Raw genomic sequence first — 13,201 nt, 5'->3', positions numbered from 1 at the left:
GCGCCGATGGTACTGCCACCGAAGGGTGGTGGGAGAGTAGGACACCGCCGGACATCTGTTGTGGGGGGCCGGTCCTCCCCGTCACACCCCCTTTTGTGTGGGGTGGTGGCGGGTCGAGGACCGGCCCTTCGCCTTTTCCCCGACGCGTAGAGTCGCGGGACCAACTGGACAGCGGCTCGGACGGAGGGACTCGGCGTGGCTGAGGGCAACGACAGGGACCCGCGGCAGCGGCGCGACGGTGCGACCGGTCGTCCGGACCGGGCCTCGTCCGGTGGGCAGCGCTCGTCGGGCGCGCCCCGGTCGTCCGGTGGACCCCGCTCGTCCGGTGGCCAGGGCGGTGCTGGTTCGTCCGGCGCTCCCCGGTCCGCAGGCGGACCGCGCTCCTCGAGCGGCGCGCGCCAGGGCGGCCAGGGGGGCCGGCCGCAGGGTGGTGGCCGTCCCCAGGGCGGGCGACCCCAAGGGCCGCGTACGCAGGAGGAGCGTCCTCCTCGCGACCTCGGTCCCGAGCTGCCCGACGAGATCACCGGCGACGAGCTGCCCAAGCCCGTGATCGCCGAGCTGTCGAGCTTCCCGCCGCGCACGGCGACCCTGCTGGCGCGGCACCTCGTGGCCGCCGGCGTGCTGCTCGACGAGGAGCCCGAGCTCGCCTGGGCCCACGCCTCCTACGTGCGGGGGCGCGCGCCGCGGCTGGCCTCCGTGCGCGAGGCGGCGGGGCTCGCCGCGTACGCCGCCGGCCACTACGCCGAGGCGATGAACGAGCTGCGCGCCGCCCGCCGCATGACGGGGTCCGTGGCGCTGCTCCCGGTGCTCGCCGACCTCGAGCGGGCCCTCGGGCGGCCGGAGCGCGCCCTGGAGATCGCCGCGAGCGACGAGGCCCGGGGTCTCGACGCCGACGGCCTCGTCGAGATGCGCATCGTGGCCGCCGGCGCGCGCCGCGACCTCGGCCAGCTCGATGCCGCCGTCCTCACGCTGCAGGTGCCGGAGACGCGGCGCTCGCCGCGGCTCGCCTACGCGTACGCGGATGCCCTGCTCGCGGCGGGTCGCCGCGAGGACGCCCTCGCGGCCTTCCGCCAGGCTGCCGCGCTCGACCGCGAGGGCGCGACCGACGCCGACGAGCGCGTCGCCGAGCTCGAGGGGGTCGCCATCGTCGACCTCGAGGACGACGAGCTCGACGAGGAGGCCGTGGACGCGCTCGTCCTGCCCGCGGCCGGCTCCTCCCCGCTGTTCGAGGCTCCGCGCGCGGAGCAGGTGCCGGAGGCTCCGCCGGCGGCCGGCGGTGCGCCCGCCGCCGTCTTCCTGCCCCCGCAGGACGAGCAGGACTGACGGAGCAGCGGACCGGTCCTCCCGCGTCGCGGTCGTCCACACTCCCCGGCTGCGCGGCGGGAGCCGGTCGTCCACAGGGGGCCGCGGGCGGACCTCGGGCAGCGCGTCCTCCGAGCAGGATCGGGGGACCGGCGGCGCCCGTCGCCGGGCACCGTCCTGGAGGTCCTGTGCGCGCCCCTGCCCCCACCGCTGCCCCGGATGCCGGTCCCGCACCCCTGCAGCCGGACGACAACCGCGTCTTCCTCACCGGACGGCTCCCTGCGGCGCCCGAGGAGCGCGAGCTCCCGAGCGGGGACACGATCGTGGTCCTCCGGCTCGTCGTCCGCCGGCCCGCTGACCCGCGGGGCGGCCCGACCGTCGACACGGTCGACTGCGTGGTGCGGGCCCCGGGCCTGCAGCGGCGGGTCCTCGCCTGGGCGCCGGGCACGACGGTGTCGGTCGAGGGCGCGCTGCGGCGCCGCTTCTGGCGCTCCGCGGGAGGCCCCGCCAGCCGCACGGAGGTGCTGGTGGACAAGGCGCGCCTGGCGACGCGCGGCCGCTCCGGCTGAGGTGCGAGACTGGCGTGGACTCGTGGAAGGGGGCCGGGCGTGGAGCCGAGCGTCGAGCGTGGGGACGACGAGGGTCGCGGTCCGGGCGGCGAGGTCTACGACTGGTACCAGCGGGGGCGCACGCTCCTCGAGAGCGGCAGCCCCGAGGCGGCCGCGACGCTCCTCGAGCACGCGGTGGACGCCGAGCCCGGGTCGGCCAGCCTGCGCGAGGCCCTCGCCCGGGCGCTGTTCGACGCCCGCCGCTACGACGAGGCCCTCGTGCAGTTCACGACCCTCACGCAGCAGGCGCCGCAGGAGGACTACGCGTGGTTCGGCCTGGGCCTGACCCGCTACCGGCTCGGGCAGGTCGAGGCCGCGGCGGAGCACCTGGCGATGGCCGTGGCGATGCGGCCGGGGCGACCGGCGTACGTCCAGGCGCTGCGCGAGGCCCGCGCGACGCTGCGCGCCCGCGAGGAGCTCGCCGAGGGCGGCGGCGGGACCGTGGCGCCGGGAGCTGCGCCCGAGGGACCCGCCCCGGCGCCGGGCTCGGCACCGGTGGACGGCGACTAGCCGTGCTGGTCGCCTCCTGCGCGCCGCTGAGCGCGGCGTACGACGTCGCCCTGCTCGACCTCGACGGGGTCGTCTACGTGGGTCCCGCCGCCGTCCCGGGCGCCGCGGAGGCGCTCGCCGCCGCCGCGCGCGACGGGATGCGGCTCGCCTTCGTCACCAACAACGCCTCCCGCACGCCGTCATCGGTCGCCCAGCACCTCGGCGAGCTGGGGGTGCCGGCCACGGTGGAGCAGGTCGTCACCTCGGCGCAGGCGGCGGCGCGGCTCGTCGCGGAGCAGGTGCCCGCGGGCAGCCCGGTGCTCGTCGTCGGCGGCGAGGGGCTCGTGGTGGCGCTGGGGGAGCGCGGCCTGCGCGCCGTCGGCTCGGCCGACGACGGACCGGTGGCCCTGGTGCAGGGGTTCGCGCCGGAGGTCGGCTGGCGCCAGCTCGCCGAGGGCGCGCTGGCGCTGCAGCGGGGCGTCCCGTGGATCGCGTCCAACGTCGACCGGACGATCCCGACGCCGCGCGGCCTCGCCCCGGGCAACGGGACGCTGGTGGAGGTGCTGCGCCTCGCCACCGGTCGCGAGCCGGTCGTCGCGGGCAAGCCGGAGCTGCCGCTCCACGCCGAGGCCGTCGCGCGCACCAGTGCGGAGCGCCCGCTCGTGGTGGGGGACCGGCTCGACACCGACATCGAGGGTGCGGTGCGCGCGGGGACGCCGAGCCTGCTCGTCCTCACGGGGGTGACCGGCGCCGCCGAGCTGCTCGGAGCCGGGCCGCAGCACCGGCCGAGCTACCTCGGCGCCGACCTGGGCGCGCTGCTCGAGCCGCACGCCGCTCCCGCGCTCGAGGGCGACCGCGCGAGCCTCGGGGGGTGGGATGCGCACCTCGAGCACGGGGTCCTGCGCGTGACCGGGACCGGGGACCCGCTCGACGCCCTGCGCGCGGCCTGCGCGGCGGCGTGGAGCAGCGAGGGCGGGGTCGACCGCATCGACGCGCCGCCCGCCGCGCAGCTCCCTGCGGCCCCGGTGCGCGGCTGACCGCTCGCGACCCGTCGGCGCCGCCCCGACGACCCGCCGTCCACCCGCCGACGACCCGCCGTCCGCCCGGCGTCGACCCGCCGTCCACCACGTGCCCAGCCGCCGCCGACCGGGCCCGGCGAGCGCGCTGGCCGGAGGGGGCCCTCCCGGCGCTCCGCCCGCCCGGCCGTCAGTGGTCGCGGGTAGCGTGGTGCCCCTCGCCCGGGGACAGCCTCCCGGGCCCCGTCGACGGCCGCGAGCAGCGGCCACGAGCAGGAGGTGGAGCGTGAGCGACCTGCCCAGCCCCGCCGACCTCGCCCGCCCCGCTCCCGGTCCGCGGCCGGGGCCGCCGGCCACCCCGGGAGCCGGAGCGACCGACGCCGCCGCGGCGGTCGAGGCGGCGCTCGCGCCCCTGGCCCGGCTCGAGGGGCTCGACGTCGCCGAGCACGCCGCGGTCTTCGACGAGGTCCACCGCGGCCTGGCCGCCGTGCTCGCCGGTGCCCCCGGCCCGAGCCGGTGAGCCGCACCGCGATGGCCCCCCGCCAGCGCCCGGGCAAGCTGCTCCGCCTCGACGCCGAGCTCGTGCGCCGCGGGCTCGCCCGTTCGCGCGAGCACGCCTCCACGCTCATCGCGGCCGGCCGCGTCAGCGTCGCGGGCACGACCGCCACGAAGCCCGCCTCGCAGGTCTCGCCCGAGGTCTCCCTCGTCGTCGCCGAGGCAGCGGAGGGCCCGGACTACGCGAGCCGCGGCGGGCACAAGCTCGCCGGGGCGCTCGCGGCCCTCGTCCCGCGCGGCCTCGTCGTCGCTGGCCGCCGCTGCCTCGACGCCGGCGCCTCGACCGGCGGGTTCACCGACGTCCTGCTCCGCGCCGGCGCCCGGGAGGTCGTCGCGGTCGACGTCGGCTACGGCCAGCTCGCCTGGGCGCTGCAGACCGACCCCCGCGTCGTCGTGCGCGACCGCACCAACGTGCGCGACCTGACCCCGGAGCTGGTCGGCACCGTCGACCTCGTCGTGGGGGACCTGTCGTTCATCAGCCTGGCGCTCGTCCTGCCCGCGCTGTCCGGCATCACCGCGGAGGGCGGCGACCTCGTGCTCATGGTCAAGCCGCAGTTCGAGGTCGGGCGCGAGCGCCTGGGCAGCGGCGGCGTCGTCCGCGACCCCGGGCTCCGCGCCGAGGCGGTCCGCGGGGTGGCCGCGTCGGCGCTGGAGCTGGGGCTCGGCGTGCGGGGCGTCACCGCGAGCCCGCTCCCCGGCCCCTCCGGCAACGTGGAGTACTTCCTGTGGCTCCGCGCCGGGGCGGCCGCCCTCGACGAGGACGAGCTGCGCACGGCGATCGAGGAGGGGCCGCGATGACGGGGCTGCGCGTGGTCCTGCTGGTCGTCCACACCGGGCGTCCGGAGGCCCTCCCGCTGGCCGAGCGCGTGGTCGCGCGGCTCACCGGCGAGGGCGTCTCCGTGCTGGCCCTCGCCGAGGAGGCGGGCTCGGGCCAGCTGCAGGGCACCACGCCGGTCTCCGCGGAGCAGGTCTGCTACCAGTGCCCCGAGCTCATCGTCGTGCTGGGCGGCGACGGCACGATCCTGCGCGCGGCCGAGCTGGCGCGCGACACCGACGTCCCCGTCCTCGGGGTCAACCTCGGCCGGGTCGGGTTCCTCGCCGAGGCCGAGCCGGCGGACATCGACTCGGTCGCCGACCGCATCCTCGAGCAGTCCTACGACGTCGAGGAGCGGATGACGCTGGGCGTCGAGATCACGCTGCCGGACGGCAGCACGCGCCAGGAGTGGGCCGTCAACGACATCAGCGTCGAGAAGGCCGACCGGGCGCTCATGCTCGACCTCGCCGTCGAGGTCGACGGACGACCGCTGTCGGTCTGGGGCTGCGACGGGGTCGTGTGCGCCACGCCGACCGGGTCCACCGCGTACAACTTCTCGGCGGGCGGCCCGATCGTGTGGCCGGAGGTCGAGGCGCTGCTGCTGACGCCGCTCAGCGCGCACGCGCTGTTCAACCGCCCGCTCGTCACGGCGCCGACCTCCACCCTGGCCATCGAGCTGCTGAAGGGCCACGCGACGAGCCACGAGCGCTGCGGCATCCTCTGGGCCGACGGGCGCCGCTCGCACGACCTGCCGCCGGGCGCCCGCATCGAGGTGCGCCGCGGCGACCGGCCGGTGCGGCTCGCCCGGCTGCGCGCGGCACCCTTCACCGACCGGCTGGTCGCGAAGTTCCGGCTGCCGGTCCAGGGCTGGCGCGGGCCCTCCTCCGGCGGGAGCTGAGCCGTGCTGCGCGACGTCCGCATCCGCGACCTCGGGGTCATCGCGGAGGCGCTGCTGGAGCTCGGGCCCGGCCTGACCGTGCTCACCGGCGAGACCGGCGCCGGCAAGACCCTCGTGGTCGGCAGCCTCGCGCTGCTGCTGGGCGGCAAGGCCGACCCGGGCGCCGTCCGCGCCGGAGCCCCCACTGCGCTGGTCGAGGGGCGCGTCACCCTCGCACCGGGCAGTCCCGCCGCGGCCCGCGCCGAGGAGCTGGGCGCCGAGCTCGAGGACGGCGAGCTGCTGCTGGCCCGGTCGGTCTCGAGCTCGCGCAGCCGGGCCTGGGCCGGCGGGCGCAGCGTCCCCGCGTCCGTCCTCGGTGAGATCGGCGAGGAGCTCGTCGTCGTCCACGGCCAGTCCGACCAGCAGCGCCTCCTGCGCCCCGGCCGCCAGCGCGAGCTGCTCGACCGCTACGCCGGCCCCCCGGTGGCCGCCCTGCTCGAGGAGCACGCGGCGGGCTGGGCCCGGCTCCGCGAGCTCGAGCGGCGCACCGAGGAGCTCCGCGCAGGGCGCCGCGAGCGCGAGCAGGAGGCGGACCTGCTGCGCTACGGCCTCGAGCGCGTCGCGCAGGTCGCGCCGCAGCCGGGGGAGGACGCGGCCCTGCGCGAGGAGGCCGAGCGGCTCGGCAGCGCCGACGAGCTGCGCCGCGCCGCCGAGGTCGCGCACGCCGCGCTGCTGGGGGACCCGGACTCCGCCGGGGACGGCGCCGACGCCGTGGCGCTGGTGGGCGCCGCCCGCCGGCAGCTGGAGTCGGCCGCGACGGCCGACCCGGAGCTCGCTGCGCTGGCGGCGCGGGTGGCGGAGTCCGCGTACCTCCTCGCGGACCTGGGCGCCGACCTCGCGGCCTACGCCGCGGGCATCGAGGCCGACCCCGCCCGCCTCGCGCAGGTGCAGGAGCGCCGGGCCGCCCTCGCCGAGCTCTGCCGGCGCTACGGCGACACCGTCGACGAGGTGCTCGCGTGGAGCGAGCGCTCCGCGCTCCGGCTCGCCGAGCTGGACGGTGACGACGACCGCACCAGCGGCCTGGTCGCCGAGGCGGAGGCGCTGCGGGAGCGCCTCGGCACCGTGGCGGGCCGGCTCAGCGCCGAGCGCGCGGCCGCCGCAGTCCGCCTCGGGGAGGCGGTGACGGCCGAGCTGCGCGAGCTCGCCATGCCGCGCGCCAGCGTCGAGGTCGTCGTGCAGCAGCGCACTGCGGGTGCGGGCGAGCCCGCCCTGGACGTCGCGGGACAGCGGCTCGCCGCCGGTCCGACCGGCGTCGACGAGGTCGAGCTCCTGCTCGCGGCCAACGCCGGCGCACCGGGGCGGGGACTCGCCCGGGCCGCGTCGGGCGGCGAGCTCTCCCGGGTCATGCTCGCGCTCGAGGTCGTCCTCGCCGAGGTCGACCCCGTGCCGACCTTCGTCTTCGACGAGGTGGACGCGGGTGTCGGCGGCCGCGCCGCCGTCGAGATCGGGCGCCGGCTCGCCGCGCTCGCCGAGCACGCCCAGGTCCTCGTCGTCACCCACCTGCCGCAGGTCGCCGCGTACGCCGACCGCCACCTGCTCGTCGCCAAGGACAGCGACGGCACAGTGACGACGTCGGGGGTGCGGGCGCTGGACGACGGGGAGCGGGTGCGCGAGATCTCGCGGATGCTCAGCGGGCTGGAGGGCTCGGCGACCGGGCTGGCGCACGCCGAGGAGCTGCTCACGACCGCTCGCGGCACGAGGTGATCGCCGGGCCCCGGTCTGGCACGATGGCGCCACGATGAGGATCGCGCACTCCCGCCACCGGTCCCGCGACTCCGACCTGCCGGGCATCGTCGGCGTCGCGCGGGTGGACGCGCGCACGAAGAACCTCACCAAGCGGCTCGGAGCCGGCGAGGTCGCCGTCATCGACCACCGCGACCTCGACCGGGTGGGCGCCGAGGCGCTCGCCGCGCGCCGTCCGGCGGCGGTCGTCAACGCCGCCCCGAGCACGAGCGGGCGCTACCCCAACCTCGGGCCGGGGATCCTGCTCGAGGCGGGCATCCCGCTGCTCGACGACTGCGGCGCGGGCGTCATGGCGGTGCCCGACGGGAGCACGGTCCAGCTCGAGGGCGGCTCGCTCTACCGCGACGGGGTGCTCGTGGCCCGCGGCACGCTGCAGACCGCCGAGACCGTGGCCGCCTCGCTGGAGGCCGCCCGCGCCGGGCTCTCCGAGCAGCTCGAGGCCTTTGCGACCAACACGATGGAGTACCTCCGCCGCGAGCGCGACCTCCTCCTCGACGGCGTCGGCGTCCCCGACATCCGCACGGACCTCGCCGGGCGGCACGTGCTCCTCGTCGTGCGCGGCTACCACTACCGCGAGGACCTGCGGACGCTGCGCTCCTACATCCGGGAGTTCCGGCCCGTGATGATCGGCGTCGACGGCGGCGCGGACGCGCTGCTGCAGGAGGGCTACCTGCCCGACCTCATCGTCGGCGACATGGACAGCGTCTCCGACCGGGCGCTGTCCTGCGGTGCCGAGCTCGTCGTGCACGCCTACCGCGACGGCCGCGCACCGGGGCTCGAGCGGCTGGAGCGGCTCGGGCTCCCCACGGTCGTCTTCCCCGCCGCCGGCACCAGCGAGGACGTCGCGATGCTGCTCGCCGACGACAGCGGCGCCAGCCTCATCGTCGCGGTCGGCACCCACGCGACGCTCGTGGAGTTCCTCGACAAGGGCCGCTCCGGCATGGCGAGCACCTTCCTCACCCGGCTGCGCGTCGGGGGCAAGCTCGTCGACGCGAAGGGCGTGAGCCGGCTCTACCGCAACCGCATCTCCACCCTGCAGATCCTGCTCCTCGTGCTCGCGGGCACGGTCGCCCTGCTCGCGGCGCTCTGGTCCACGGCCGCCGGGCAGGTCTTCTTCATCTACGTCCAGGACCGCTGGGCCGACTTCACGTTCTGGCTCGAGAGGCTCACGTCCTAGATGGTCGACTTCCGCTACCACCTCGTCTCGATCATCGCGGTCTTCCTCGCCCTGGCCGTCGGGATCGTCCTGGGCGCGGGCCCGCTCGACAAGCCCATCGACCAGGCGGTGAAGGACCGCGCCGCGACGCTCGCCAAGGACAAGGCCGAGCTCCGGACGCAGAACGACGCGCTCAGCGCGCAGCGCGACTTCGACGAGTCGCTCATCAAGGAGGCGGTGCCCGCTGTCGTCGGGGGGCGGCTCGAGGCGGTCGCCGTCAACGTCGTCGCGATGCCCGGCACCTCCGGCGACCTGCTCGGCGCCGCTCGCGACGCGATCGAGGAGGCCGGCGGCACCGTCGGCGGCACCGTCTCGCTCACCAGCGACTGGACCGACCCGACCCGCTCCACCGACCTCGACGCCGCGCTGACCGCGACCGGGCAGGTGTCCGGGCTGAGCGGCACCGACGCGACCAGCGTCGCCGCCCGCGCGGCCGCCGCGGTGGCGAGCTCCGTGGTGACGACCGACACGACGGCCGTCGGGAAGGCCGACCCCGCGTCGCAGGCCGTGCTGCGCACGCTGCGCGACGCCGCCTTCCTGCGCATGGGCGGGAAGCCCTGGCAGCGCGCCAGCCTCGCCGTCGTCCTCGTGCCCGCACCGGCGCAGGTCGCGTCGGGCTCGTCGCGCAGCCCGCAGCAGGCGGCGGTCGACCAGGCCACCGGCGTCGCCGACGTCCAGGTCCCGCAGCAGCTCTCGAAGCTCGCCGCCGGCCTGGTCGTCGCCGGCCCGCAGCACAGCGCCGACCCGGCGGGAGCCGGGCCCGCGGGAGCGGTGGCAGTCGTGCGGAGCGGTCCGCTGCGTACCTCGGTGTCGACGGTCGACGACCTCGACATGACCGCCGGGCGCCTCGCCCTCGCCCTCGCGCTCGTCGCGGAGCGCGACGACCAGACCGGCCACTACGGCAACGGCGCCGCCGCCGACGCGCCGCTGCCGGCCATCCCCGGCGTCACCGAGCGGTGAGCGGCGTACGCCCTGCCGGAGCGGGCGCGGCGGCCGGGGCGCTGCTCGCGGCCGGCGCCCTGCGCGCCCTCCGGTCGCGCCCCCCGGGTGGCGCCGCTGCCTGGACGCGGCTCAACGCCCGCGGTCGCGAGGTCTCGCTGCTCGCCGGTCCGGCGTACGCGGGGGCAGCCGCCGCCGCACTGCTCGTCCAGCCCGGGCTGGGACGCCGGGAGCGCGCTGCTGCGGTGATCGCCGTCGCGGCGGCCGGCGGGCTGGGCGTCTACGACGACCTCGCCGGCAGCGGTGCCGACCGGGGTCTGGCCGGGCACCTGCGGGCGCTGCGCGCTCGCCGGCTGACGACGGGGGGCGTGAAGGTCCTCGGCCTGGGGGCAGCCGGGCTCGCCGCGGGAGGCTTGCTGCGCCGCGGCCCGCTGGACGCGGCGCTCGCCGCCGGCGTCGTCGCCGGCAGCGCCAACCTCGCCAACCTGCTCGACCTGCGGCCCGGCCGGGCGCTCAAGGCCGGGCTGCTGGCCGGGTCGCCGCACCTGCTGGGCCCTGCGCCTGCCCGGCTGCTCGTCGCGGCTCCGCTCGGTGCCGCTGCGGCGCTGCTGCCCGACGACCTCGGCGAGCTGGTCATGCTCGGCGACGGCGGTGCCAACGCGCTCGGCGCGGCGCTCGGGGTGGCGGCCGCGGCCGGTGCGGGACGCCGCAGCCTCGCCGCCCGGCTGGCGGTGCTCACCGCCCTCACCCTCGCCAGCGAGCGGGTGAGCTTCACCCGGGTCATCGCCGCGACCCCCGTGCTGCGCGAGCTCGACGCGCTCGGCCGCCTGCCGTGAGCACAGCGGTCGGGCGTCGCGCCGGCAGCCTCGTCGGCGCCGCCGGGCTGATCGCGGCGCTCACGCTGCTGAGCCGCGTGGTCGGCTCCGGCCGCTCGCTGGTCTTCGCCGTCGCGGTGGGGGACACGCCGCTCGGCACCGCGTACGCCACCGCCAACCAGCTGCCCAACGTGCTGTTCGAGGTGGCGGCCGGCGGGGCGCTCGCCGGTGTCGTCGTGCCGCTGCTCGCCGGTCCGCTCGAGCGGGGCGACCGCGAGGAGGCCGGCGCCGTCGCCTCGGCGCTGCTCGCGTGGACGCTCGTCGTGCTCGTCCCGATCGCCCTCGTGGCGGCGCTCGTCGGGCCGCCGCTGCTGCGCGCGCTGTTCGGCGGCGAGCACGAGCAGGGGGACGCCGCGGCGACGATGCTGCTGGCCTTCGTCCCCCAGGTCCCGCTCTACGGCGTCGCGGTCGTCACCGCCGGCATCCTGCAGGCCCAGCGGCGCTTCCTCGCCGCGGCCGCCGCCCCGCTCGCCTCCAGCCTGGTCGTGGTCGCGAGCTACGCCGTCTTCGGCGCGGTCGCCGACGCGCGCAGCTGGCCGGGCCGCTCGCTGCCGGCCGGCGCGCTCGCCGTCCTCGCCGGCGGCACCACGCTCGGGGTCGTCGCCCTCGCGCTGGTCACGGCCGCGCCGGCGCTGCGCTCCACCACCGTGCCGCTGCGCCCCCGAATGCGGCTCGACCCGGCCACCGCCGCCCGCGCCCGCGCGCTCGCCCTCTCCGGCGTCGCGGCCGTCCTGGCCCAGCAGGTGCTCGCGGTCGTCGTCATCGTCGTCGCCGACCTGCGCGACCCGCACCGCGCGCTGGTCGTCCACGGCTGGGCGTGGACGCTGTTCACGCTGCCCTACGCCGTCCTCGCCGTCCCGCTCGCCACCAGCGCGTACCCCGCGCTGAGCAGGCACGCGACCCGCGGCGACACCGTCGCGTACGCCGCGCTGGCCGCCCGCTCCACGCGCGCCGTCGTGCTGGCCTCCGGCCTCGGCGTCGCCCTGCTCGCCGGGGCGGCGCACCCGCTCGGCGCGCTGTTCGTGCCCACGGAACCGTGGCGGCTCGCGGGCGCGCTGCTCGCCTTCGCGCCCGGGCTGCTCGGGTTCGGGCTGCTCGCCCACCTCGGCCGGGCGCTGTACGCGCTGCACGCCGGGCGCGCCGCGGGCACCGCCGCGGTCACGGGCTGGGGGACGGCCGCCGCGCTGGCCGCGCTGCTCGGGTCGCTCGTGCCGAGGGGAGAGGTCGTCCCGGCGATCGGGGCGGCCACCTCCGCGGGGCTCCTCCTCGCCGGCGGGATGCTCCTGCGCGCGCTCCACCGCGCGGCAGGGCCTGCAGCGCTCGCGGGGGTGGGCCGCGGCACGGGGCTGTCCGTGCTCGCCGCGCTGGCGGGAACGGCGGCGGGGCTGCTGGTCGGCAGCCTGCTGCCGCCGGGCGCGGGGCGAGCGGCAGGGGCGGGCCTCGCCGTCGGGGCCGCTGTGGCCGCCGCCACGGCGTACGGTGCCGTTGCCCTCCTCGTCGACCGGCGAGGAGCGCGGGAGACGCTGGAGGGGATCCGTCATGGCTGAGGCGCCGCTGCGCGTCCGGCTGGTGCTCGCGACCAGCACGGGCGGCGTGGGTGCGCACGTGCGCGCGCTCGCGGCCCACCTGGTGGCCGCGGGTGACGACGTCTGCGTGCTGGGGCCGGCGCAGACGGAGACGCGGTTCCACTTCACCGCCACCGGCGCGTCGTTCACGCCGGTCGAGATCAGCACCTCGGCGCGGCCGGTCTCCGACGCCCTGGCCGTACGCCGGCTGCGCGGCCTGCTCGAGGGCGCCGACGTCGTCCACGCCCACGGGCTGCGCGCGGGCCTCGTCGCCTCGCTCGCCCTGCGCCCCGGCGCGGCGCCGCTGGTCGTGACGTGGCACAACGCCGTGCTGGCGGAGGGTGCGCGGCGGGCCGTGGTCAGCCGGATGGAGCGCCGCGTCGCCGAGCACGCGAGCGTCGTCCTCGGCGTCTCGGACGACCTCGTCGAGCGGGCCCGCACGCTCGGGGCCGCGGACGCCCGGCTCGCCGCGGTCGCAGCGCCCCCGCTGGCGGGGACGGGCCGCTCGCGCGAGGACGTGCGCGACGAGCTCGGCGCGGGCCGGTCGCCGCTCGTGGTCGCCGTCGGGCGCCTCGCGCCGCAGAAGTCGTTCGGCACGCTGCTCGGCGCGGCGCGGATCTGGCGCGACCGGCTCGACCGGCCGCTGACGGTGATCGCGGGCGAGGGGCCGCTGCGCGGCCGGCTGCAGCGCCAGATCAAGGACGACGGGCTGGCGGTGCGCCTGCTGGGCCACCGCGACGACGTGCCCGACCTGCTCGCCGCCGCCGACGTGGCGGTGCTGCCCTCGCAGTGGGAGGGGCGCCCGCTCGTCGTCGAGGAGGCGCTGCGCTCGGGGACCCCGCTCGTCGCCACCGCCGTCGGGGGCGTCCCCGCCATGGTGGGCGACGCGGGGCTGCTCGTGCCCCCCGGCGACCAGGGGGCCCTCGCTGCGGCGGTCATCTCGCTGCTCGACGACGCCGGGCTGCGCAGCCGGCTGCGGACCGAGGGCCAGCTGCGCGCCGCGGGCTTCCCGAGCGAGGCCGACACCGCCGCCGCCGCGCGCCGGCTCTACACCGAGCTGCGAGGCACCCGACCGGACGGAGCCGGCATCCGCTAGGGTGGAACCCCGTGGACGGGCGGGTGTTCTCGCCGCACACGGACGT

At 78.2% G+C, this 13,201-nt stretch carries 13 protein-coding genes; all 13 read left to right on the top strand.

What is annotated here, in order from left to right:
- The first annotated feature begins 546 nt into the window (after positions 1-546).
- The 13 genes from EV189_RS18295 (at position 547) to EV189_RS18235 (ending at position 13,155) form a co-directional block, all read left to right on the top strand.
- Positions 547-1,323 (top strand): hypothetical protein, encoded by a 777-nt coding sequence (locus EV189_RS18295; protein ID WP_196788592.1) that lies wholly within the window; start codon positions 547-549, stop codon positions 1,321-1,323.
- A 167-nt stretch (positions 1,324-1,490) separates the two neighbouring features.
- Positions 1,491-1,871, top strand: a complete 381-nt coding sequence (locus EV189_RS18290; protein WP_231116547.1) for a single-stranded DNA-binding protein — start codon at positions 1,491-1,493, stop codon at positions 1,869-1,871.
- 39 nt (positions 1,872-1,910) lie between these two features.
- Positions 1,911-2,420 (top strand): tetratricopeptide repeat protein, encoded by a 510-nt coding sequence (locus EV189_RS18285; protein ID WP_130494429.1) that lies wholly within the window; start codon positions 1,911-1,913, stop codon positions 2,418-2,420.
- Positions 2,421-2,422: 2 nt separating this feature from the next.
- Positions 2,423-3,436: an HAD-IIA family hydrolase gene (locus EV189_RS18280; protein ID WP_231116546.1), complete on the top strand. Its 1,014-nt coding sequence runs from the start codon at positions 2,423-2,425 to the stop codon at positions 3,434-3,436.
- Positions 3,437-3,701: 265 nt separating this feature from the next.
- Positions 3,702-3,935, top strand: coding sequence for a hypothetical protein (locus tag EV189_RS18275; RefSeq protein WP_130494428.1), 234 nt, complete (start codon positions 3,702-3,704; stop codon positions 3,933-3,935).
- An 11-nt stretch (positions 3,936-3,946) separates the two neighbouring features.
- Entirely contained in the window at positions 3,947-4,768 is an 822-nt protein-coding gene (locus EV189_RS18270) for a TlyA family RNA methyltransferase (protein ID WP_130494427.1), read from the top strand.
- On the top strand, positions 4,765-5,682 hold the full coding sequence (locus tag EV189_RS18265) for an NAD kinase (RefSeq protein WP_130494426.1): 918 nt from the start codon (positions 4,765-4,767) through the stop codon (positions 5,680-5,682). The genes EV189_RS18270 and EV189_RS18265 overlap by 4 nt, the downstream gene beginning before the upstream one ends.
- 3 nt (positions 5,683-5,685) lie before the next feature.
- On the top strand, positions 5,686-7,425 hold the full coding sequence (gene recN, locus EV189_RS18260; protein WP_130494425.1) for a DNA repair protein RecN: 1,740 nt from the start codon (positions 5,686-5,688) through the stop codon (positions 7,423-7,425).
- A gap of 34 nt (positions 7,426-7,459) precedes the next feature.
- Positions 7,460-8,641 carry a putative cytokinetic ring protein SteA gene (gene steA / locus EV189_RS18255; RefSeq protein ID WP_130494424.1) on the top strand — a complete coding sequence of 394 codons (1,182 nt, stop codon included), beginning with the start codon at positions 7,460-7,462 and terminating at the stop codon, positions 8,639-8,641.
- Positions 8,642-9,640 (top strand): copper transporter, encoded by a 999-nt coding sequence (locus EV189_RS18250; RefSeq protein ID WP_130494423.1) that lies wholly within the window; start codon positions 8,642-8,644, stop codon positions 9,638-9,640.
- Positions 9,637-10,455, top strand: coding sequence for a hypothetical protein (locus EV189_RS18245; protein ID WP_130494422.1), 819 nt, complete (start codon positions 9,637-9,639; stop codon positions 10,453-10,455). The genes EV189_RS18250 and EV189_RS18245 overlap by 4 nt, the downstream gene beginning before the upstream one ends.
- Positions 10,452-12,041 carry a murein biosynthesis integral membrane protein MurJ gene (gene murJ / locus EV189_RS18240; protein WP_130494421.1) on the top strand — a complete coding sequence of 530 codons (1,590 nt, stop codon included), beginning with the start codon at positions 10,452-10,454 and terminating at the stop codon, positions 12,039-12,041. The genes EV189_RS18245 and murJ overlap by 4 nt, the downstream gene beginning before the upstream one ends.
- Positions 12,034-13,155, top strand: coding sequence for a glycosyltransferase (locus tag EV189_RS18235; RefSeq protein ID WP_130494420.1), 1,122 nt, complete (start codon positions 12,034-12,036; stop codon positions 13,153-13,155). Before murJ ends, EV189_RS18235 begins: the two co-directional genes overlap by 8 nt.
- The last annotated feature ends 46 nt before the right edge of the window (positions 13,156-13,201 follow it).

Origin of the sequence: Motilibacter rhizosphaerae, assembly GCF_004216915.1 — a bacterium.
In the GTDB taxonomy this organism is placed as follows: Bacteria; Actinomycetota; Actinomycetes; order Motilibacterales; family Motilibacteraceae; genus Motilibacter; species Motilibacter rhizosphaerae.
Note: the sequence above shows the minus strand (reverse complement) of the source record. Positions and strands in the feature narration are given on the sequence as shown.

What these genes read in the sequence shown, in the direction of transcription:
- EV189_RS18270 (WP_130494427.1), top strand. Translation starts at nt 3,947, where the DNA reads ATGGCCCCCCGCCAGCGCCCGGGCAAGCTGCTCCGCCTCGACGCCGAG.
- EV189_RS18265 (WP_130494426.1), top strand. Translation starts at nt 4,765, where the DNA reads ATGACGGGGCTGCGCGTGGTCCTGCTGGTCGTCCACACCGGGCGTCCG.
- steA (WP_130494424.1), top strand. Translation starts at nt 7,460, where the DNA reads ATGAGGATCGCGCACTCCCGCCACCGGTCCCGCGACTCCGACCTGCCG.
- EV189_RS18250 (WP_130494423.1), top strand. Translation starts at nt 8,642, where the DNA reads ATGGTCGACTTCCGCTACCACCTCGTCTCGATCATCGCGGTCTTCCTC.
- EV189_RS18235 (WP_130494420.1), top strand. Translation starts at nt 12,034, where the DNA reads ATGGCTGAGGCGCCGCTGCGCGTCCGGCTGGTGCTCGCGACCAGCACG.